This is a genomic window from Flavobacterium sp. RHBU_24, assembly GCF_046613695.1.
GTDB lineage: Bacteria > Bacteroidota > Bacteroidia > Flavobacteriales > Flavobacteriaceae > Flavobacterium.
Genome location: NZ_JBKJHD010000008.1, coordinates 97,359 through 116,331, shown reverse-complemented (window position 1 = coordinate 116,331; position 18,973 = coordinate 97,359). Strand labels below are relative to the sequence as shown.

The following is an 18,973-nucleotide window of genomic DNA, read 5'->3' as shown; positions in this document are numbered from 1 at the left end:
TTGGCTCCCTCCCTTTCGGGGAGGGCTGGGGAGGGGACAAAAATATCCAATAATTAAAAAAAATATTTTAGCTTGCAGCATCCAAACAAATTACCATGAACGTAATCATCATTGAAGACGAAAAACCTGCCGCACGCCTGCTGCACCGCAAGCTGCTAAAGCTGGGCATCGAGGCCGGTACCATGCTGCACTCCGTTGAAGAATCGCTGGCCTGGTTTGTCAATAACCCGCAGCCAGACCTTATTTTCCTGGACATACAGCTATCGGACGGGCTTTCGTTTGAGATATTTGAGGCCATGCCCATAACCAGCGCCGTGATTTTTACCACGGCTTATGATGAGTATGCCCTGCGCGCCTTTAAACTGAACAGTATCGACTACCTGCTCAAGCCCATTGACGAAGACGACCTGGAAGCTGCCGTGAATAAGTTTAAACAGCGGCTGCCCAAACAAGAACCCGTGTCGCTGGATTTTGACCAGATAAAGCGTATGATTGCGGGCAATACGGCTGAGAAAGTGTATAAAAAACGCTTTACCATAAAAATGGGCCAGCACCTTAAAATGATAAACGTAGCGGATGCCGAGTGCTTTTACAGCGAAAACAAGGGCACGTACATCCACACCACCGATAACCGCGACTACCTGCTGGAAAGTACGCTGGAGCAACTGGAAACGGAACTTGACCCGAAGCAGTTTTACCGGGTGAGCCGAAAGTTTATTGTGTCGGTATCAAATATTAAGGACATTGTGGTGTATACTAACAGCCGCCTGAAGGTAATACTGCCTACCTATAAGGACGACGAAGTAATTGTAAGCCGGGAGCGGGTAAACGATTTTAGGGAATGGCTGGGGTAGTCAATTTTTTAATTGACTAATTATTCAATGTAGCAATTTGAGGATTTTTAAATCTTTCAATTTTAAATCTTTCAATTTAAAAGGTACTTTTGCACCGCAACAACAACAACAACACAACAAAAATGACTACTGAACAACTGTACCTGCAGATACTTGAAAAAAAATCGTTCCTGAGCGTGGGGCTCGATGTGGATTTGACCAAGATTCCGCCGCATTTGCTGGAGACTGAGGACCCGATTTTTGAATTCAGCAAGGCCATTATTGATGCCACGCACGACCTTTGTGTGGCCTACAAGCCCAACATGGCCTTTTTTGAGGCATACGGGCTGAAAGGCTGGCAGGCGATGGAAAAGACCATTGCCTACATCAATAAAAACCACCCCGATATTTTTACCATAGCCGATGCCAAGCGTGGCGACATAGGCAACACCAGCGCCATGTATGCCAAGGCGTTTTTGCAGGATATGGATTTTGACTCCATCACCGTGGCGCCCTACATGGGCAAAGACAGCGTTGAGCCTTTCCTTACGTTTGAGGGCAAGTTTGCCATACTGCTGGCACTTACAAGTAATGAGGGCGCGTTTGATTTCCAAACCAAAGATGCCGGCGGAAAAGAACTCTACAAAACGGTGCTTGAAACCAGCAAAACCTGGGCCAACAGCCACAACCTGATGTATGTGGTGGGCGCTACCAAAGCCGAATATTTTACCGAAATACGCAACATTATCCCCGATAGTTTTATCCTGGTACCCGGTGTGGGCGCGCAGGGCGGCAGCCTCCAGGAGGTGTGCAAATATGGCATGAATGATAAAGTAGGCCTTTTGGTAAACTCATCGCGCGGAATTATTTACGCTTCAAAAGACGAAGATTTTGCCGAAAAAGCCCGTGAGGAAGCCCTGAAAATACAGCAGGAAATGGAAGAAATACTGGTTGCAGCGAGGCTGAAAGCGCTGAAATATAATATATAATTGTTTCAGGTTTCAGGTTTACTTCGTCCGTTCGGCTATCGCCTCGGGTCAGGTTCTTACTCAATCCTGAAAAACGTTATACTTCATCCAATCGGGTGAAGCTAAACCTGAAACCTGAAACGTGAAACAGATTGTTCAAACCAATGAAAACATACGTCGATCAGTTAGGAAATTCCATAGTTTTAGAGAAACCGCCGGTGCGCATTGTGTCGCTGGTGCCGTCACTTACGGAATTGCTTTTCGATTTGGGGCTGGAAGACAGGATTGTGGGGATAACCAAGTTCTGTGTGCACCCGTACCATTTAAAGTCTACCAAGGAGAAAATAGGGGGAACCAAAAAGGTGCATAACGAAAAAATACGCCTGCTGCAACCGGACATTATCATTGCCAATAAAGAAGAAAATACGCCCGGGATAGTCGAAGCCATGCAGGCCATAGCGCCGGTATATGTTACTGACATTAAAAGTATTGCCGATACACTGCACATGATAGCGGAGTTTGGGAAAATATTCGGCGTGCGTACTGCCGCGCAACAGTGGGTTGATAAGATAAGCTTTGGTTTACAGGATTTTGAAAAGTTTGTAAAAGATAAACCCTGGGAACGCTGCGCCTATTTTATCTGGAAAGACCCGTATATGGTGGCGGGAAACGGCACCTTCATCAATGAGATGCTGAAGCTGAACCATTTTACCAACATCTATGAAGCGCGTGAAGGCCGCTACCCCGAAGTAGTGGTGCAAAAAATGCGCATACAGGGCGACCCTGAGATTGTATTTTTATCGTCGGAGCCCTACCCGTTTAAAGATGAAGATGCCTTTGAACTTGGCCGCCATACGCACCACGCCAAAACCATTTTTGTAGATGGTGAAATGTTTAGCTGGTACGGGAGCCGCATTGTAAAAGCGTTTGCCTATTTTAAGCAGTTGCAGGAACGGGCGCAGGAACCGGTGTGATTCCTACCTCCCCATACTCACATATTGCGCCACATACTCATCGGCGGTAGGCAGGTTTTCGTAGCCGGTTTTACCCAGTTTTTTCCCGGTTTTATCTAATAATACTACAAACGGGAAAAACCCGTCGCGGTTGTATTTTTCGGCGAGGATAACCTTTTCGTCGTTAACATCAAACGGTTCGGGCATGCCTTTCTTTTCGGCGAAGTCGGCGCGCAGCAATACCCACTTTTTACTGGCCACTGCCTTAAAAGTTTCGCTGCTAAAAACCAGTTCGTCAAGGCGGGTGCAGGTATCGCACCAGTCCGGGCCCGAAAACAGCAGGAATATGGTTTTATTTTCGGCGGCAGCCTTACGTTTGGCAGCAGCAAAACTGGTGGTCCAGTCCTGGCTAAATCCCACGGCATAAGTCAGGAGGCACAAGGCTATAAGTGACTTTTTCATTTTCAGTTTTTTTGCAAATGTAGTAAACGGATTCAATTAATCCTCATTAAGCAATATCCATTCGTTATGAAAAAAGTAATCCCATTTTGCTGCTGCCAGGTCGGCCTTAGGGTCTATAATAAGCCGCTCAGGGTGGTTGTTTAACTTTACATAGGCGGTAACGTACACGGACACATCTTTGCCCTTTTTTGCATATTCCTGTTTTATAAGCTGTGCTGCCTGCCATATCATATCCGGTTTGGTGCTCATTTTATAAATCTGGAACGGCGTGTATAAATTGCTGATGTTGAATATCTTTTGCTTACCCTGCGGCCGCTCTGCCACCCTGAAGGTAACCCGGCCCGATTTTAATGTTAGCTTCATGCGCCAGGCAAGGCGGCTGCCTTCTTCGGTATAAAACACATTACCCTCTATGAGATAGGGGCGCAGGGGTAAAAACAGTTGTATTATAACATACGGAAAAAGGATGTATTTAATTATAGCATTATTTTTTGCGGTGGCAGCGTGGGTTGCTTCGTCAGCCGGTACCGGTGGTTTTTTAGGGAAAACCAGTTGCCTTGTTTTTTCCGGTGAAAAGAAAAAGGGGAGGAACGCTATAGACAGGAACGGAAAAATACCGATATTGAGCGTGTAAAAATTAAACAAATGAAAAAACACAGTGGCTGCTGCAGCCACTAAGCGGGTGCGATTGTACAGCAGGGCGGGAATAATAAGCAGGTCGAATACAATACCGCCCCACGAAATAAAAAGGTGAAACCAATGGTTTTGCGTGATGAACAGCCAGGCAGGATTTTGATGTGCTTTAAATACCAGCCCCATGTGGCTGCCATCCATCCAGTCAGGGTACAGTTTTGCCACCCCTGCAAAAAAGTATAACACAAATACCTGTACTATAATAATAACACGGCACCACTGTGGCATGCTGTATTTTTTAAGGGCAGGCTTAAGCCGGCAATCAATACTTGCATAGCGGTTTGCGGGCACTACCAGCATAAGCAGGCACAGCAGTATGATAAGGTAGTGGTGGTTATTGTAAGACGTTTTTTGCATTACATACAGTCCGCCCCAGAGCAGGGTAAAGGCGGTGAGGCTGTACCGGTATAATAGCCCCGCGCAGATGCATAGCCCCAAAATCCCCATTACTATGTGGTATATGTACATGCCGTAGCCGGGCAGGGGGTGTACCCATTCAAACCCTAAAAATGGGAAATGGTGCTTTGGCTCAACGTAAAGTACATAAATTTTATCGTCGTAAATGTCATAAAAACTTTGCCATGCCAGTAAAAAGCCAAAGCAAATACGGAACAAAACGAGGGGTGCGTTATCTACGCGTTTGTTTAAATAAGCCGCTACACTCACAAAGATTGATTTATTGGATACACAAATATATAAAAATGCCGTTACCCCAGGGGGCAACGGCATTTTCTAACTAACCCTAACTAACGAGAAAACATTTATTGAATTAAATTTAATAAAAGTAACTTCTGTTGTTGTTAAGTTTGTGTTAAGTGTATAATCTTGTTTATTAAGTAATTATCCTTTATTGTCCTGCAATGCAAAAACGCGTTGCAGTAACGTGGTAGTACGCTCTGCAATATTATTGCGAATGTCTTTTTCTTCTACGGCTATCATCTTAAAAACGCCCTCCAGGGCTTTGTTTGTAACATAGTCGGTAAGGTCGGGGTTCACTTTTGTAACCAGCGGAATGCTGTTATATTTAGTAATAATGTTTGCCCACACCTTATCTGCCCCTACCTTAGTAAACGACGATTTTATAACCGGGTTAAACCTGGCATACAGCTGGGTGGTAGTGGTGTTTTGCAGGTAGGTGGTAGCTGCGGTATCATTGCCCAGTAGTATATTTTTAGCGTCGGTAAAGGTCATTTGCTTTACGGCGGTTACAAATATGGGCGTAGCTTCTTTAACGGCATCTTCAGCGGCGCGGTTCATTACCTTAAGGCCCTCATCGGCAAGGCTGCCCAGGCCTATGCTGCGCAATCCTTTATCAACCTTTTGCAGTTCGGCGGGCAACAGGATTTTTACCATCTGGTTTTTATAAAAGCCGTCTGTAGCGGTAAGCTTGGTTACCTCTTTATCTATGCCTTTATCCAGCGCTTCCTTAAGCCCGGCGGCAATATCGGCATTAGTTAATATACCGCCTGCCTGCGGCAAACCGGCAACAGCCTGCTGTAATTCGGCACAGCCGGAAAACGTAAGGCACACGGCCAAAAGCGGTACTATAAGGATTTTTTTCATACGTGTAGGTTTTATATGGTAAAGCAACGCAATTTTTTAAAATTATCAATGGCCCGCAACGCTAATATTGTGCTAAATTTTTTACGAATTACCGCAACAGGCCTCGCTGTTTTAAATTAATTTTGCAGGAATGCCCGTGCATTTTAGCGGCGCACTTATTTTATTTCCATGGCTAAATTTATACCAAACTGTTTTTTGTTACCCTGCCTGTTTTTCAGCATACTGATGTCTTATGGGCAGTCGGACAGCCTGCTGATAAACCACGACAGTGTTGTATCGGTAACGCGGACCGACAGTACTTTTTCGCGCAGGCTTACGTATGACCTTAAAAATATGTTTGGCGGCGTAGTATATACCTATGCTTCCCCCTTTAGGTGGAAAAAAGAAAACCTTCCCGCCATAGCTGCTTTTGCGGGCGGTACAGGGTTGTTGCTGCTGGCCGACCAGGACGCGTCTACGTACTTTGTACGCCAGGGCGAAGGCATGCCTACAGCGCTGAAAGAGTTGGGTTTTTATATGGGTAAGCCGCAGTATAACTATACATTTAGCGCCGCCCTGTATTTTACGGGCCTAGTTACCAAAAGCGAAAAGCTGCGGCATACAGGGGTGCTCATCATTGCTTCTGCCACTGCGGGAGGGTTTATACAAACTATTTCTAAATCGGCGGCGGGCAGGGCACGGCCGTCTACAGGTTATGGGCATTTGCATTTTAAGCCATTTGGCAAAGGTGCGGGGTACCACTCGTTCCCGTCGGGGCATTCTATTTTATCTGCCACGGCCATTTATGCCATATCTAAGCAGTTTAGCAATCCCTGGGCAAAGGCGGGCATCCTTTCGGCAGGGCTTATTACGCCGGTATCGCGCCTATGGGATAATGCCCACTGGCTGAGCGATGTGGGCCTTGGTATAGGGGTAAGCATTGTTACGGTAGAGGCGGTAGAGCGTTACCTGATGCGGGGCGAAAAATATGATACGGCAAAAATAAAAGATCCACGTGCTAAGAAAATCTCGTGGAATTTAAGGGCCGGCTATAACCAAATGGGTGTGGTAGGGGTATTTTAAAAGAAACGCCGCAAAACAATAGCCCGAATTGCGGCTTACTATCTTAGAACCTCAGTGCCTCAGCACCTAAATAACGTTCTCTTACTTTTTATCCTGTGCCGCAAATACCTTTTTAAGCAGGTCTGTGGTGCGGGAAGCCGTGCTGGTACGTATCTTTTTTTCTTCTACGGTTATCATTTTATATACACCCTCAAGCGCCTTATTGGTAACATAATCGGTAAGGTCCGGGTTTACTTTGGTAACCAGGGGCAGGCTGTTGTATTTGGTAAGTATCTTTGCCCATACGGCATCAGCACCCACTTTATCTAATGACGTTTTTACCACGGGACTAAACTTGCCGTATAGCGGGGTAGCCGTTGTTTTTTCGAGGTACAGTGTAGCCGAATTATCAGCTCCCATGAGTATGTTTTTGGCATCGGTAAAGGTCATCGCCGTAATGGCATTTACAAAAATAGGGGTGGCTTCGCCCACGGCATCTTCGGCGGCGCGGTTAAGCACTTTAATACCTTCATCGGCAAGGCTGCCCATACCTATCTGGCGTAGTTTTTTGTCCACTTTTTGCAACTCGGCAGGCAGCAGTATCTTTACGGCCTCGTTTTTATAAAATCCGTCCTGAGCGGTAAGCTTGGTGACCTGCTCGGTTACACCTTTATTCAAGGCTTCTTTAAGTGCGGAGCCTATTTCATTAGTGCTTAGCCCTGATGTGCCTGTAGCGCTGTTTACCTTATCTTTAGCTTTGTTAACCAGGCCTTTAAGCTGGGCGTTTGCAGTAAAAGTGCCTATAGCGAAGCACATTAGGGCGGGGAATAGTAGTTTTTTCATAAACGTTAAAAAAAATGGTTCTGTAAAATATAACCCAAAAACCATTCCGCTATTTTTTAGTCTACCGCTTTTGTAGCTGTTTTTACCGAAATTTGGCCATCAAATTCCGCTGCTATATCGCAACCCCGCATCTGACTTCGGACTTTCAGCTTATAACTTTTTCTTCCCCACATTAAAAATAACAATTGCCACAGCGATTAGCGAGTAAGCTATAATCTGGATTGGGGCTATTTCTTCCCCATAATAAAAGGCCGCTAATAAAAAGCCAATGATTGGGTTAATGTACATGAGTATGCCCTGCGTGCCCGACGATATCCCTTTTATGGCAAACAGGTTAAGCAGCATGGGGATGATGGTAAACCCAATGGCAATGATGGCGATGTAGGTATAAAACACAGTTTCCTGTGGTAGCGGGCCACTAAAAGCAGGGTAAAATGGCAGTAGGAAGACGGCTGTAATAAGAAGCTGTAGCGACAGCAGCGTAAATTTATCAACTTCGGTAAATTTTTTCTGGATAACCAGGTACAATGCATAGCTGCCTGCTACTAACAGGCTGTAAAACAACTCGCTGCTGTGGTTGTAGCCCAGCATAATGCAGCTTACGGCACTTAATAGTATAGAAAACCATTGCAGCCGGGTAAGCCGTTCATGAAGGATAAAAAAAGCAAATACCGTGGTAAGCAGCGGGCACACCAGGTACGAAAACGAGGCCGCCTTTACGCTGATAAAGTTCATGACATAAATAAAGAAGAACCAGTTGGCCGCCAGCAATATTGAACTGGCTACGAGCAGTAACAGCAGGTTATACCGCTCTTTTTTAGGCAGCGATAAAAAGTAGCCGCCCGTTTTGCGCAGTGCCTTGTGGCGAAAGAGCAGGTTGCCGGCTGCCATTAAAAATACGCAGGTAAAAATGCGGTAAAAAAGGATGTCAGGGGCGGGGTAGTGGTGCAATGGGCGCAGCACAAAGCTGAACATGCCCCAGATGGTAAAGGCGGCTATTGCCGCGAGGTAGTATTTAGCGCGCATTTTTTTATTAGCGATTTATGCGCGCAAAGGTATTGGTTTTTGGCTTATCAAAGGGTTGGCCCAAAAGAAACTGGCAGGGATATTTTAAACCACCCGCTGTAAAAAAGACAGCAGGAGGCTAAGCAAATTTTGCGAATATATGGGCTTCCCTAATTTTGTAAATTTGTGAAAATCCGCGGCGAAAAAATTACCTTTGCTGATAATAACCCGTAACACGCACCATGAAAATAAATCTTAAATCCGGTATAGACGTCCTGCTCTTTGGCATGAAAGAAAAAGACGTAACCGCCCTGTATGGCGAACCGGACAGGAAATACAAAGACGACGAAAAAAACAGTATTTTTTTATATAACGATAAAAAGCTGCGGCTTACCTTTTATGCCGATGAAGATTTCAGGCTGGGGTATATTATAGCCTCCCACCCCGCGCTGGAGTTGTTTTCCACCACCCTTATAGGGAAAAAATGGGCAGAAATTGCAGCAGTGGCCCAAAATAACAATCTTAAATATTTTGAGGAAGAAACCTTTGACAGCGTGGTAAATTATTTTAATGAAGCTAACTGGCTTATACTACAGGCAGAATTTGATGAAATAATACGCGTAGAGCTGGGCGCCATTATAAACAGCAAAGATGAATTTGACTGGAAGTTTAAAAGCTGATTATCAATTTTAGTAATATAAAAAATGCCACCCTATTTGAGTGGCATTTTTTATATCGTGTAGTCTGTGACTATTGTTTAGGGGCTGCATCCGCTGCTGGTGCAGGCAGCATTTTAAGCTCAAATACCAGGTCGGCATTGGGCGGTATTTTACCCTGTGGCGCGCCGCGCTCACCATAGCCCAGGTGCGATGGTATAAAGATAACGGCCTCGTCGCCCGGCACCATTTTTTCAAGCCCTTCAAGGAAGCCCGGTATCATGCCGCTTTTTGTGCCTGTCTTAAAAGGGATAGGTGTATAAGCGCCCGCAGCGTCTTTTTGCGGGATATAATTACCATACTGCTTAGCAACGGCTGCGCTGCTTGAATCAAACAGAAAACCATCGGTAAGGAAGCCGGAATAGTCTACCAGTACCTGGGTACCGTCAGCAGGCTTGGTATAGCCTCCTTTTTTCGTTATCTTATACACAAGGCCCGACTGTGTTTTAATACCGCTTGCTTTATCAGATGCAAACGACGTTAACTTATCTTCTTTTGCCTTAGCAATAGCCGCTTCCCTGTTTTTTATTTCTACGGCATATTGCTCCCATACTTTGTCTGCCTTAAACTTTTTGGCATCCTTGCCCACTGGGGTAATTTTTACGCTTACTATCTTGTCGCCCTGTACTATGCTGTTTACTACATCCATACCCTGTACCACGTGGCCAAAAACGCTGTGTTTATTATCAAGGTGGGGGGTAGCATTGTGTGTTATAAAAAACTGGCTGCCATTAGTAGTAGGGCCGGCATTTGCCATGCTCAGTATACCGGGGCCGTCGTGCTTAAGGGTTTCATTAAATTCATCTTCAAATTTGTAGCCCGGCCCTCCGGAGCCATCGCCCTTAGGGTCGCCGCCCTGTATCATAAAATTAGCGATAACCCTGTGGAAGCTAAGGCCATCATAAAACTTTTTGCCTTTATATTCAGGGCTTACAAGGTTGTTTTTGCCCTGGGCAAGTGTTACAAAGTTAGCTACGGTAACGGGGGTTTTCTGGTATTCCAGCTGCAAAACAATAGTCCCTTTACTGGTAACCATTTCGGCATACAGCCCATCACCCAGTTGTTCTACCGGTACCGGCGCGGGGGCAGCCGCAGGGGTATTGTTGCACGAATAAAATAAAGCGATCAGGCTTAAAAAAAGACTCGTCATTGGTTTCATTTAATTTATTAATTCTCTTTTATTTGGGTTTCGGGTTTAATTTCATTCAGGGTAACGGTGCATACCAGCGGCTCGTTAATGCCTATACGGTCGTTATCGCCATGGTAGCCGTAGCCCATGTGCGATGGAAACAAAAAGGTTACTTTTTCTCCCGCGTTCATTAACTTAATGCCGTCGCGCAGGCCCATCATTATGTTTTGCTTGTCCACAAGGTATACCTGCGGCCTTAGCTCCGTTTCGCTGTATATAATATTGCCTTTAAGGTCTTTAACCTCATAGTCAAAATAGGCCACATCGCCGCGTTTTGGGCGCAGGGTATCGGTGGTGTTCTCTTTCTGGTAATAGTACCAGTACCCTTTATCGGAGGCAATATACTTAATATCCGGGTTACTTTTCATTACGGAATCTATAAGGTGCTCTTCGTTTGCTACAAGCGCTTTATTGCGTGCCACGCTTTCCTTCATAAACGTGCCGGAACTGCTTGATATGGGCTGCCGCGCCTGCTGCTGGCTGCACGCGGTAACGGCAAAGGCGGTAAGCACTACTATGGCTGCTATACTCTTTTTCATCATGCTTCAATTTTTATGGTTGCTAATGTAGCAATAAATTTTTGTATCGTAGCATGCAATGAGTCAGTGCTTCTGCCACCGGCGGCATTTATATGCCCGCCGCCGTCAAAATGCTCGCGCGCAAATTTGTTTACATCAAAATTGCCCTTAGAGCGGAACGATATTTTTATAATGCCCTCATCGCGGTTTTCGGTAAAAAAGGCGGTAAACACTATGCCTTTCATGCTAAGGCCATAGTTAACAATGCCCTCGGTATCGCCCTTGTTGTGGCCAAAGCTGTTGAGCTCAAACTGGCTAAGGCTGCTGTATGAGGTGTGGTACTCTGGCAGTACCTTCATATTATGCAGCGCGCGCGACAGTATTTGTATGCGGCTTAGAGAGTGGTTGTCAAACAACAGGCTGTGCACGGCGCTGTTATCTACGCCCAGGTCTATAAATTCTGCTACTATGCGGTGTGTGGTACCTGTGGTGGTGTGGAAACGGAACGAACCGCTATCGGTAACGATACCGGTATACAGGCAGGTGGCAATGGTGGTATCTATCAGGCTGCCTTCGCCCAGTTGCTGTATAAAGTGGTATACCATTTCGCAGGTAGAGCCGTAGCTTGTATCGCTAAAGGTAACCACGGCATAATCGTCTGGCTTCTGGTGGTGGTCTATCATTATAAACGGGGCAGTAAGCTTTTTCAGCTCCGGCGCCATCATGTCGCCCGTGCGGCCCAGGGTATTAAAATCGAGCGTAAAGACCAGCGCGGCCTCGTGTAAAATTTTCATGCACTGCTCAGGCTCCCTTTCAAAAACGGTTACTTTTTCTATTGATGGCATCCACGCCAGGAACTCAGGAAATTCATTAGGCACCATTACCGTAGCGGTATGCCCTTTTTTAAGTAAAAAATGGTACAGGCCCAGTGTAGATCCCATGGCATCGCCGTCGGGGTTTCGGTGCGGAATTATAACTATATTTTTAGGTGTATCCAGCAGTTGCTGCACCGTGCTTATCTCTTCGCTTGTAATCATGCTGCGAATTTACGTTTTTTTCTTATATAGCCAATTTTATGCCAATGATGGACAAAAATAAAAAGCAGGAGTACTTTACACATTTTCGTAAGGTCACACTATTAATTTCGCCAAAAAAATAATATGCTGTAACTAACCTATTTTGCTTATTTTTACCCTGTAACCAAATTAAACAAACTATGTACATTATTACAAAAACAGCTGTTAAAGCAGCAGTACTGGGGCTAACTGCCATTGCCGCAGCAGCAGGGTTTACCCACAAGCCCGAATGGAAAAACCTGTTAGATAAAAACCTTACAAAATGGGAAATGTACCTTAGCTACAGCCACAAGCCGGGGTATAAGGGCGAAATTCCCGTTGATGAAAATGGCAAGCCGGTGCAACCGGTGGGCTACAACAAGAACACCGCAAACGTATTTACCGTTATTGAAGAAAAGGGCGAACCCGTTTTGCGCGTTAGCGGCGAAATTTACGGCTGTGTGTTTACCAAGGCAGAATATGAAAATTACCATTTTAAAGCCCAGGTAAAATGGGGTAAAAAGAAATGGGACCCGCGCACCGATAAACTTATGGATTCAGGTATTTTATACCATTCGGTAGGGGAGTGTGGCAAAGATTACTGGCGTGCCTGGATGCTGTCGCAGGAGTTTCAGCTGATGGAAGGCCACATGGGCGACTACTGGAGCATAGCCAATGCCGCGATAGATGTGCGTGCTTATATACCCGAAGGCATTATGAACCCTGTTGCCAATGCAAAACAGCCGTTGCTGCCCATTGCCGCCGGTACGGGTATAGACGGTTTTTGCCTGCGCGGCGAAGACCATGAAAGCCCCATGGGCGAATGGACACAGGTAGAGCTTATCTGCTTTCAGGGCAAGAGCCTGCACATAGTAAACGGCCACGTGGTTATGGTACTGCAAAATTCGCGCTATGTAGAAAACGGAAAATCGTTTCCGCTCACAAAAGGTAAAATACAGCTGCAAAGCGAAGCCGCCGAAACATTTTATAAGGGGGTAATGATTAAAGAGCTGGCTACCCTGCCTGCGGAATATGCGGCATACTTTAAGTAATAGCATTTATCTATTAGGAGTTAAAATTAGAAATATCAAATTAAAGGGTATAATAGCCGCACTTCGACAAGCTCAGTGTGACTATTATACCCTTTAATTTTCCCCTAAGATTTCTTAAATATACAGTCAGGGAGAGCCTTTCGAAGCCAGTAGTATTCTATTTTGTGTAAAAATTCTTGAAATATACAGTCAGGCTGAGCCTGTCGAAGTCGGCTGTATATTTCAGGAATTTAAACGCTACACGTAAGCAGCGTTCAGAATTTATCGTATATAGTGTTTTAAAATAAAATAAAACAAAACGATGCAACGATTAGTTTAAACTACTGCTTTTCTTTTGACTTTATGAACTTTTACACTTTCGACTTATTTATAATCCCAGTATCTTATTGATTTTTGCTGTATCGGCAGCGCCGCCGGCAAAGTCGTCAAATGTTTTTTGCGTGGCTTCTATAATGTGGCTTGTAATAAACGGGGCACCTTCGCGCGCGCCCTGTTCCGGGCTTTTTATACAGCACTCCCATTCCATAACGGCCCATACATCGCAGCCATATTGCGTAAGCTTAGAAAAAATGCCTTTAAAGTCAATTTGCCCGTCGCCCGGCGACCGAAAGCGGCCCGCCCGGTCAACCCAGTCCGCATAGCCCCCGTATACGCCCTGCCTGCCCGTAGGGTTAAACTCAGCATCCTTAACGTGAAAGGCTTTAATAAACTCATGGTAATGGTCGATATAGTCAAGGTAGTCCAGCTGCTGCAATAAAAAGTGGCTCGGGTCATACAGCATGTTCACCCGCTTGTGGTTGCCCGTCGCGGCCAGGAACCGCTCAAACGAAATACCGTCGTGCAAATCTTCGCCCGGATGTATTTCATAACATATATCTACTCCGTTCTCGTCAAAGTGGTTCAGTATGGGCAGCCAGCGTCTGGCCAGTTCGTCAAAGCCCGCTTCCACCAGCCCCGGCGGGCGTTGCGGCCACGGGTACAGGGTATGCCAGAGCAGTGCCCCCGAAAAACTTGCATGTGCCGTAAGGCCCAGCCTGCGCGATGCCGTACCTGCTTTTTTAACGGTGGCTATGGCCCATTCGGTACGTGCTTTAGGGTTGTTTTTTACCGCCTGTGGGGCAAAATTATCAAACATAACATCATATGCCGGGTTAACCGCCACGAGCTGCCCCTGCAAATGGGTAGACAATTCGGTTATCTCTAAGCCGTAACCGTTTATCCTGCCCTTCAGCTCATCACAGTAGTCCTGGCTCTCTGCCGCAATGTTGAGGTCGATTAGCCATGCGTCTGACGTGGGCAGCTGTATGCCCTTATAACCCAGGCCTGCCGCCCACTGGCACAAGCCGTCTAACGAATTATATGGCGCGTTACCGCCTATAAATTGTGCCAGGAAAATACCCGGCCCTTTAAGTGTTTTCATGTTATGGTAATTTTGTCCATGCGGCGTTATTGCTGTCGCTATGCACCGCCGCGCTAATAAACTGTAAGCCCCTGAGGCCGTCATAAACGCTGGGGTAGCCTGTATTTTGAAGGGTTGTACCCTCTAAAACCGCAGTAAGGTGCTGTGCAAAACTGCGGTATACCGTGGCAAACGCCTCAAGGTAGCCTTCAGGGTGCCCGGCCGGTATGCGTGAAAGGGTAGCAGCCTCGGGGTAGAGGCCGTTACCGTTAGGGGTAAATATCTTTTTAGGCTGGTCAAGCCAGCGTGTTATTAGTTGGTTAGGGTTTTCCTGCTGCCATTCCAGGCTGCCCTTTTCGCCATACACGCGTATGGCAAGGTTGTTTTCTTCGCCTGCGGCAATTTGGGAGAATGACATCGTGCCTTTAGCGCCGTTATCCATACGCAGTAAAATATTGCCGTCGTCATCGAGTACGCGGCCTTCGCCAAAACGGCCCAGGTCGGCAGCAAGTTCGCTAATTTTAAGCCCGGTAATAAATTCGGTCAGGTTTTCGGCATGGGTGCCAATATCGCCCAGCGCCCCACCTATACCCGACTTTGAAGGGTCGGTGCGCCAGGCAGCCTGTTTATTATCGGTGCTTTCTACAGACGTGGCCAGCCACCCCTGCAGGTACTGCACCTGTATTTTGCGGATTTTACCCAAATCGCCGTGTGCTACCATAGCCTTCGCCTGGCGTACCATGGGGTGGGCGGTATAGTTATGGGTAAGGGCAAAAAGCAGCCCTGTTTCTTCAACGATGCTTATAAGCTCCCCGGCTTCGGCTATGGTAAGCGTCATGGGCTTGTCGCACACCACATGGAAACCGTTTTGCAGCGCCATTTTAGCAGGGGCAAAATGCATGTGGTTTGGCGTGGTAATGGCAATAAAATCCATACGCTCGCCTACGGGCAGTTCCTTTTCAGCCCTGATCATTTCTTCAAAACTGCCGTAACAGCGGTTTTCGGGTAAAAATAACGCCCTGCCGCTTTGCACAGACCGCTCCGCCGAACTGCTGAACGCGCCGCATACCAGCTCGATAAGGCCGTCTATGGCGGCAGCCTTGCGGTGTACATCGCCTATAAAAGAGCCTGTACCGCCGCCTACCATTCCCATTCTTAACTTCCTCATATAGGTTATGCTTTATATTCTATTTTTTCGTTTTTGAAGAAGAACGCAAACAGCACCATTACCACGAGCGCAAAACCCGCCGGGAATAACCAGATGGACTGCCACTGGTGTGTGCCGCCGTTGTTGTAGGTATCGGTAATAAGCCCCGCAACCCAAAACCCTATGAGCATGCCTACGCCATAGGTAGCCAGCGTTATAAGCCCCTGTGCCGCGCTCTTGTGCTTGTCGCCCGCCTTAGAGTTGGTATAGATTTGCCCCGATACAAAAAAGAAATCGTAGCACACGCCGTGTAGCGCAATGCCCGTTAACAGCATAAAAGACAGTTCGCCCGCATTGCCATAGGCAAATAATATATAGCGCAGCGCCCAGGCCAGCATGCCTGCCATAAGCGTGATTTTAATGCCAAAACGCCTGAAGAACAGGGGGAGCAGCAGCATAAAGCCCACCTCTGATGCCTGCCCTATAGTCATTTTACCGGTAGGGTTTGCCATGCCTATTTCGGCAAAAAACGGGTTGGCATTCTGGTAGTAAAAAGCCAGCGGGATGCATATTAATACCGATGATATAAAGAAAATTAAAAAGTTGCGGCTGCCCAGCAGCTTCAGGGCATCAAGGCCCAAAATCTCGGTTAGCGATGGTTTCTCCCCTGATACCGCTTTGGGCGGCGTTGCCGGCAGCGTAAAGCTGATTATGCCAAGGGTTAATGATGCTATTGCCGTCATTAAAAAGGTATTTTGCAGAAAACCCTGCTGTATGGCCTGTGGTGCATCCCAATGAAAGAAGTAGCTGATGGCAAGCCCGGCCACAATCCACCCTATGGTGCCCCAAACCCGTATGGGCGAAAATTCTTTGGCAGGGTCTTTCATCTGGTTAAACGACACGGAGTTAACCAGTGCCAGTGTTGGCATATAGGCTATCATGTAGCCCAGTACGTAGGGATAAAATGCATCAAAAGTAGTGGCCTTACTGAGCTGGTACATTAATAAAGCACCCGCAACATGCAGCACACCCAATATCTTTTCGGCGTTAAAAAACCGGTCGGCCACCAGGCCAATAACAAACGGCGCTATAATAGCCCCCCACGACTGTGTTGCGAATACCATGGCACTCTGTGCCCCTGTGGCATTAAGGTTATTGGCTAAAAAAGTGCCCAGGGTTACAAACCAGCCGCCCCACACAAAAAACTGCAAAAACATCATTAAAGAAAGCTGAAAGCGTATTTTTATATCCATAGCTGAGTATTAAAAAACCCCACTGCAAAGGCAAATGAGGTTATATTGTAGTTTGTTTTTTGTTACTTTAATTGTGCGGCAGCTTTTAACAGCAGGGCTTTAGTGGCCTTAATGCCGTCTTCTTCGCTAAGGCGGTTCCCTTCATACTCTATGCCTATCCTGCCCTTATAGCCGGCATCCTTAACTATTTTAAGCATCTTTACATAATCTATGGTGGTTTCATTGCCGGCGGCATCAAAATCAAACGTCTTGGCACTCACGCCGTGGGCAAAGGGCATCAGCTCCCGTACACCTTTGTATTTATCATATTCTTCTAAACACGGTGTGCCCCAGCGTTCGCCGCCTTCCCTTTTTACACAAAAATTGCCAAAATCAGGTAACGTACCGCAGTTTTTAAGGTTTATGGCTTTTATTACTTCGGTTAGCTTACCGCCGTCAGACGACAGCCCGCCATGGTTTTCTACTATAACGTTGATATTGCTTTTCGCGGCATAGTGCGCAAGCCTGCCTAATCCATCTGCCGAGGTTTCTTTCCAGATGGCAAAATCATTTTCGGCGCCGGTGCCAAATAAATTTACCCGTATGGCGTGGCACCCCAGTCCTGATGCGGCATCTACCCAACGGGAATGTTTGGCAATGGCTTCGTCGCGTGCGGATTTTTTCAGCGCGGCAAGTTCGCCCTCGTTATCTATCATTATCAGCACATTTTTAATGCCGTTGTCGCTGCTGCGGGCGTTGAGCACCTTTACAAGGTTGTTAATGCCGGCGGTAGCGTTAGCATTATCTATGGTATACAGCTGGCTTACATATTCTACGGCATCAAAGCCGAGTTGCCGTGCTTTTTTAGGGAAATCGAAGGGGTCTAAGGTTTTTGATTCCAGTATGGCCTTGTGCAGCGACCACTGGGCTAACGACAGTTTAAAAAAAGGCGCTTTTGCATCTTCTGTGTCATTAAAAAAATCGAGATGGGAAAGATAAGGCGCAAGGCCCACGGCCAGGCTGAATGTACCTGTGTTTTTAAGGAATGACCTTCTGTGCATAGAAATGGGTTTTTTATAATAGCAGGTGCTAAAGATAAAAATTAAATCGATATCGTAATACCAATTCGCAGTTTTATGTAAGGCGCTTACTTATAGACAATAAAAAAGCCCGCCGGTAAGGGCAGGCTTTGGGTAATGCAAACGCAAAATTATAATCCTGTAACTTCTTTGGGCACCTGGGCCACCTCGAAAAATAATCCGGCGGTACCGTAAAGATTTTGTGACAGTTCGATATAGTCTACCTCCCCGTTTGTAGTATACTCCTGGCTTTGTGGCCTGTAGCCAATAATTGTTACTACTTCAAACTCGTTTTCAGCATCAACCACGTGTATACAATTTTTGATTGTCTTACCGTCGCCGCTGCTTAAAATGGCATCTATAATCATTTCGGTTTGTGCTCTTTCTGTTTGTGCTTCGTCATACCTGCCCAGTTTCCCGAAGCAAAACTCGCGATACTGTTTTATTGTTATGCTAAAGGGCATATATTCTAATACGGTGGCTGTGTAATCCAGCACCATTTTATAGTCTTCGTCAGTAGGGTTGGGTTTTATTAGCACCTCATTTAATTTGGACAGTGCCGCTGTGCTTGCATCAATGTTGCCGTTGCTTTTGTTAAAAGCATAACCGTAATACAGGTGGCGGCGTTGCTCCAGCGTAAGGCTGGTATCGGCCTTTATGTAGCGCTCGCGGAGTTCCGGGTAGTAATACCCTGAATTTTTATCGGCAATATCTTTAGCTATTTTGTTATAATCAGGGCGGTAGGCCTCCTGGGCGGTGGCACTGAATCCTGTAACTAACAGGATAATCAGTAGGGTAAATATCTTCTTCATAAGTCCTCCGTTTTTTCTATACACTAAAATTACGGAGGCTCTTTCTTAAGTATTTTCTAATTGGCTTAGCGTTAATACTAATATGGGATTTATTTAACAAAGGGGGGATTGCCCTTAAAAGTTAAGAAGAGTGCTTGCAACGGTCTATCAAACAAGCCACAAAATTAAAACATTTCCCACCACAAAGTACTGAAGCCATTCGTTCAGTAAAATTATCCTGGACACAAAATAGCGCCATTGTGGAATACAAAACACAAAACACTGAATTTCAATGTATAAACATTTAACACATGATAACGACTGTTGAATAAATGGTGTAAGATAAGTGGAATATAAAAAATATGTATTTTGTAAATTTTTATCTACAAAAAATCCCGGCAGGGCGGGATTGATTTTCCTATCAAATTAACGAA

The 18,973-nt window shown here is 46.0% G+C and carries 19 protein-coding genes; 6 read left to right on the top strand and 13 right to left on the bottom strand.

The window, feature by feature from the left end:
- The first annotated feature begins 95 nt into the window (after nt 1-95).
- From ACLI09_RS10085 to ACLI09_RS10075, 3 genes are all read left to right on the top strand, one after another.
- Nucleotides 96-854, top strand: a complete 759-nt coding sequence (locus ACLI09_RS10085; protein WP_411419492.1) for a LytR/AlgR family response regulator transcription factor — start codon at nt 96-98, stop codon at nt 852-854.
- A gap of 122 nt (nt 855-976) precedes the next feature.
- Nucleotides 977-1,822: an orotidine-5'-phosphate decarboxylase gene (gene pyrF, locus ACLI09_RS10080; RefSeq protein WP_411419491.1), complete on the top strand. Its 846-nt coding sequence runs from the start codon at nt 977-979 to the stop codon at nt 1,820-1,822.
- 143 nt (nt 1,823-1,965) lie between these two features.
- Nucleotides 1,966-2,775 (top strand): ABC transporter substrate-binding protein, encoded by an 810-nt coding sequence (locus ACLI09_RS10075; protein ID WP_411419490.1) that lies wholly within the window; start codon nt 1,966-1,968, stop codon nt 2,773-2,775.
- A 3-nt stretch (nt 2,776-2,778) separates the two neighbouring features.
- On the opposite strand, the gene ACLI09_RS10070 is transcribed toward ACLI09_RS10075, so the two are convergent.
- The 3 genes from ACLI09_RS10070 to ACLI09_RS10060 form a co-directional block, all read right to left on the bottom strand.
- The gene (locus ACLI09_RS10070) at nt 2,779-3,216 is read right to left on the bottom strand and encodes a thioredoxin family protein (RefSeq protein ID WP_411419489.1); all 438 of its coding nucleotides are present in this window, start codon (nt 3,214-3,216) and stop codon (nt 2,779-2,781) included.
- A gap of 36 nt (nt 3,217-3,252) precedes the next feature.
- Nucleotides 3,253-4,575, bottom strand: coding sequence for an HTTM domain-containing protein (locus tag ACLI09_RS10065; RefSeq protein WP_411419488.1), 1,323 nt, complete (start codon nt 4,573-4,575; stop codon nt 3,253-3,255).
- 174 nt (nt 4,576-4,749) lie between these two features.
- On the bottom strand, nt 4,750-5,472 hold the full coding sequence (locus ACLI09_RS10060; protein WP_411419487.1) for a DUF4197 domain-containing protein: 723 nt from the start codon (nt 5,470-5,472) through the stop codon (nt 4,750-4,752).
- 168 nt (nt 5,473-5,640) lie between these two features.
- On the opposite strand from ACLI09_RS10060, the gene ACLI09_RS10055 reads away from it, so the two are divergent.
- The gene (locus tag ACLI09_RS10055) at nt 5,641-6,534 is read left to right on the top strand and encodes a phosphatase PAP2 family protein (protein WP_411419486.1); all 894 of its coding nucleotides are present in this window, start codon (nt 5,641-5,643) and stop codon (nt 6,532-6,534) included.
- Nucleotides 6,535-6,615: 81 nt separating this feature from the next.
- Here ACLI09_RS10055 and ACLI09_RS10050 read toward each other — a convergent pair whose 3' ends face one another.
- Together ACLI09_RS10050 and ACLI09_RS10045 are read right to left on the bottom strand one after the other, a co-directional pair.
- Entirely contained in the window at nt 6,616-7,356 is a 741-nt protein-coding gene (locus tag ACLI09_RS10050; protein ID WP_411419485.1) for a DUF4197 domain-containing protein, read from the bottom strand.
- 150 nt (nt 7,357-7,506) lie between these two features.
- Complete coding sequence (locus ACLI09_RS10045; RefSeq protein WP_411419484.1) at nt 7,507-8,382, bottom strand: EamA family transporter; 876 nt, start codon at nt 8,380-8,382, stop codon at nt 7,507-7,509.
- 221 nt (nt 8,383-8,603) lie between these two features.
- Between ACLI09_RS10045 and ACLI09_RS10040 the strand changes: the two genes are divergently transcribed.
- Entirely contained in the window at nt 8,604-9,041 is a 438-nt protein-coding gene (locus tag ACLI09_RS10040) for a hypothetical protein (RefSeq protein WP_411419483.1), read from the top strand.
- Between the two features lie 70 nt (nt 9,042-9,111).
- On the opposite strand, the gene ACLI09_RS10035 is transcribed toward ACLI09_RS10040, so the two are convergent.
- From ACLI09_RS10035 to ACLI09_RS10025, 3 genes are read right to left on the bottom strand one after another with little or no spacing between them, the layout of a single operon-like run.
- On the bottom strand, nt 9,112-10,227 hold the full coding sequence (locus tag ACLI09_RS10035) for a peptidylprolyl isomerase (protein WP_411419482.1): 1,116 nt from the start codon (nt 10,225-10,227) through the stop codon (nt 9,112-9,114).
- A 17-nt stretch (nt 10,228-10,244) separates the two neighbouring features.
- Entirely contained in the window at nt 10,245-10,808 is a 564-nt protein-coding gene (gldI, locus tag ACLI09_RS10030) for a gliding motility-associated peptidyl-prolyl isomerase GldI (RefSeq protein WP_411419481.1), read from the bottom strand.
- Nucleotides 10,805-11,821, bottom strand: coding sequence for a DHH family phosphoesterase (locus ACLI09_RS10025; protein WP_411419480.1), 1,017 nt, complete (start codon nt 11,819-11,821; stop codon nt 10,805-10,807). Before ACLI09_RS10025 ends, gldI begins: the two co-directional genes overlap by 4 nt.
- 179 nt (nt 11,822-12,000) lie before the next feature.
- On the opposite strand from ACLI09_RS10025, the gene ACLI09_RS10020 reads away from it, so the two are divergent.
- Nucleotides 12,001-12,891, top strand: a complete 891-nt coding sequence (locus ACLI09_RS10020) for a DUF1080 domain-containing protein (protein ID WP_411419479.1) — start codon at nt 12,001-12,003, stop codon at nt 12,889-12,891.
- A 367-nt stretch (nt 12,892-13,258) separates the two neighbouring features.
- Here the strand turns inward: ACLI09_RS10020 and ACLI09_RS10015 are convergent, their stop codons facing one another.
- The 5 genes from ACLI09_RS10015 to ACLI09_RS09995 form a co-directional block, all read right to left on the bottom strand.
- The gene (locus tag ACLI09_RS10015) at nt 13,259-14,311 is read right to left on the bottom strand and encodes a sugar phosphate isomerase/epimerase family protein (protein ID WP_411419478.1); all 1,053 of its coding nucleotides are present in this window, start codon (nt 14,309-14,311) and stop codon (nt 13,259-13,261) included.
- A gap of 1 nt (nt 14,312) precedes the next feature.
- Nucleotides 14,313-15,458 (bottom strand): Gfo/Idh/MocA family protein, encoded by a 1,146-nt coding sequence (locus ACLI09_RS10010; protein ID WP_411419477.1) that lies wholly within the window; start codon nt 15,456-15,458, stop codon nt 14,313-14,315.
- Nucleotides 15,459-15,463: 5 nt separating this feature from the next.
- A complete protein-coding gene (locus ACLI09_RS10005; RefSeq protein ID WP_411419476.1) occupies nt 15,464-16,690 on the bottom strand; it encodes a nucleoside permease in 1,227 nt (408 codons plus the stop codon).
- Nucleotides 16,691-16,752: 62 nt separating this feature from the next.
- Nucleotides 16,753-17,730 carry a sugar phosphate isomerase/epimerase family protein gene (locus tag ACLI09_RS10000; protein ID WP_411419475.1) on the bottom strand — a complete coding sequence of 326 codons (978 nt, stop codon included), beginning with the start codon at nt 17,728-17,730 and terminating at the stop codon, nt 16,753-16,755.
- Between the two features lie 149 nt (nt 17,731-17,879).
- The gene (locus ACLI09_RS09995; RefSeq protein WP_411419474.1) at nt 17,880-18,560 is read right to left on the bottom strand and encodes a DUF4919 domain-containing protein; all 681 of its coding nucleotides are present in this window, start codon (nt 18,558-18,560) and stop codon (nt 17,880-17,882) included.
- Between the last annotated feature and the right edge of the window lie 413 nt (nt 18,561-18,973).

Excerpts from the sequence above, each read along its gene's own strand:
- ACLI09_RS10060 (WP_411419487.1), bottom strand. The coding sequence starts at position 5,472 with ATGAAAAAAATCCTTATAGTACCGCTTTTGGCCGTGTGCCTTACGTTT.
- ACLI09_RS10020 (WP_411419479.1), top strand. The coding sequence starts at position 12,001 with ATGTACATTATTACAAAAACAGCTGTTAAAGCAGCAGTACTGGGGCTA.
- ACLI09_RS10005 (WP_411419476.1), bottom strand. The coding sequence starts at position 16,690 with ATGGATATAAAAATACGCTTTCAGCTTTCTTTAATGATGTTTTTGCAG.
- ACLI09_RS10070 (WP_411419489.1), bottom strand. The coding sequence starts at position 3,216 with ATGAAAAAGTCACTTATAGCCTTGTGCCTCCTGACTTATGCCGTGGGA.
- gldI (WP_411419481.1), bottom strand. The coding sequence starts at position 10,808 with ATGATGAAAAAGAGTATAGCAGCCATAGTAGTGCTTACCGCCTTTGCC.
- pyrF (WP_411419491.1), top strand. The coding sequence starts at position 977 with ATGACTACTGAACAACTGTACCTGCAGATACTTGAAAAAAAATCGTTC.
- ACLI09_RS10040 (WP_411419483.1), top strand. The coding sequence starts at position 8,604 with ATGAAAATAAATCTTAAATCCGGTATAGACGTCCTGCTCTTTGGCATG.
- ACLI09_RS10085 (WP_411419492.1), top strand. The coding sequence starts at position 96 with ATGAACGTAATCATCATTGAAGACGAAAAACCTGCCGCACGCCTGCTG.
- ACLI09_RS09995 (WP_411419474.1), bottom strand. The coding sequence starts at position 18,560 with ATGAAGAAGATATTTACCCTACTGATTATCCTGTTAGTTACAGGATTC.
- ACLI09_RS10050 (WP_411419485.1), bottom strand. The coding sequence starts at position 7,356 with ATGAAAAAACTACTATTCCCCGCCCTAATGTGCTTCGCTATAGGCACT.
- ACLI09_RS10000 (WP_411419475.1), bottom strand. The coding sequence starts at position 17,730 with ATGCACAGAAGGTCATTCCTTAAAAACACAGGTACATTCAGCCTGGCC.
- ACLI09_RS10025 (WP_411419480.1), bottom strand. The coding sequence starts at position 11,821 with ATGATTACAAGCGAAGAGATAAGCACGGTGCAGCAACTGCTGGATACA.
- ACLI09_RS10035 (WP_411419482.1), bottom strand. The coding sequence starts at position 10,227 with ATGACGAGTCTTTTTTTAAGCCTGATCGCTTTATTTTATTCGTGCAAC.
- ACLI09_RS10010 (WP_411419477.1), bottom strand. The coding sequence starts at position 15,458 with ATGAGGAAGTTAAGAATGGGAATGGTAGGCGGCGGTACAGGCTCTTTT.
- ACLI09_RS10045 (WP_411419484.1), bottom strand. The coding sequence starts at position 8,382 with ATGCGCGCTAAATACTACCTCGCGGCAATAGCCGCCTTTACCATCTGG.
- ACLI09_RS10015 (WP_411419478.1), bottom strand. The coding sequence starts at position 14,311 with ATGAAAACACTTAAAGGGCCGGGTATTTTCCTGGCACAATTTATAGGC.
- ACLI09_RS10075 (WP_411419490.1), top strand. The coding sequence starts at position 1,966 with ATGAAAACATACGTCGATCAGTTAGGAAATTCCATAGTTTTAGAGAAA.
- ACLI09_RS10055 (WP_411419486.1), top strand. The coding sequence starts at position 5,641 with ATGGCTAAATTTATACCAAACTGTTTTTTGTTACCCTGCCTGTTTTTC.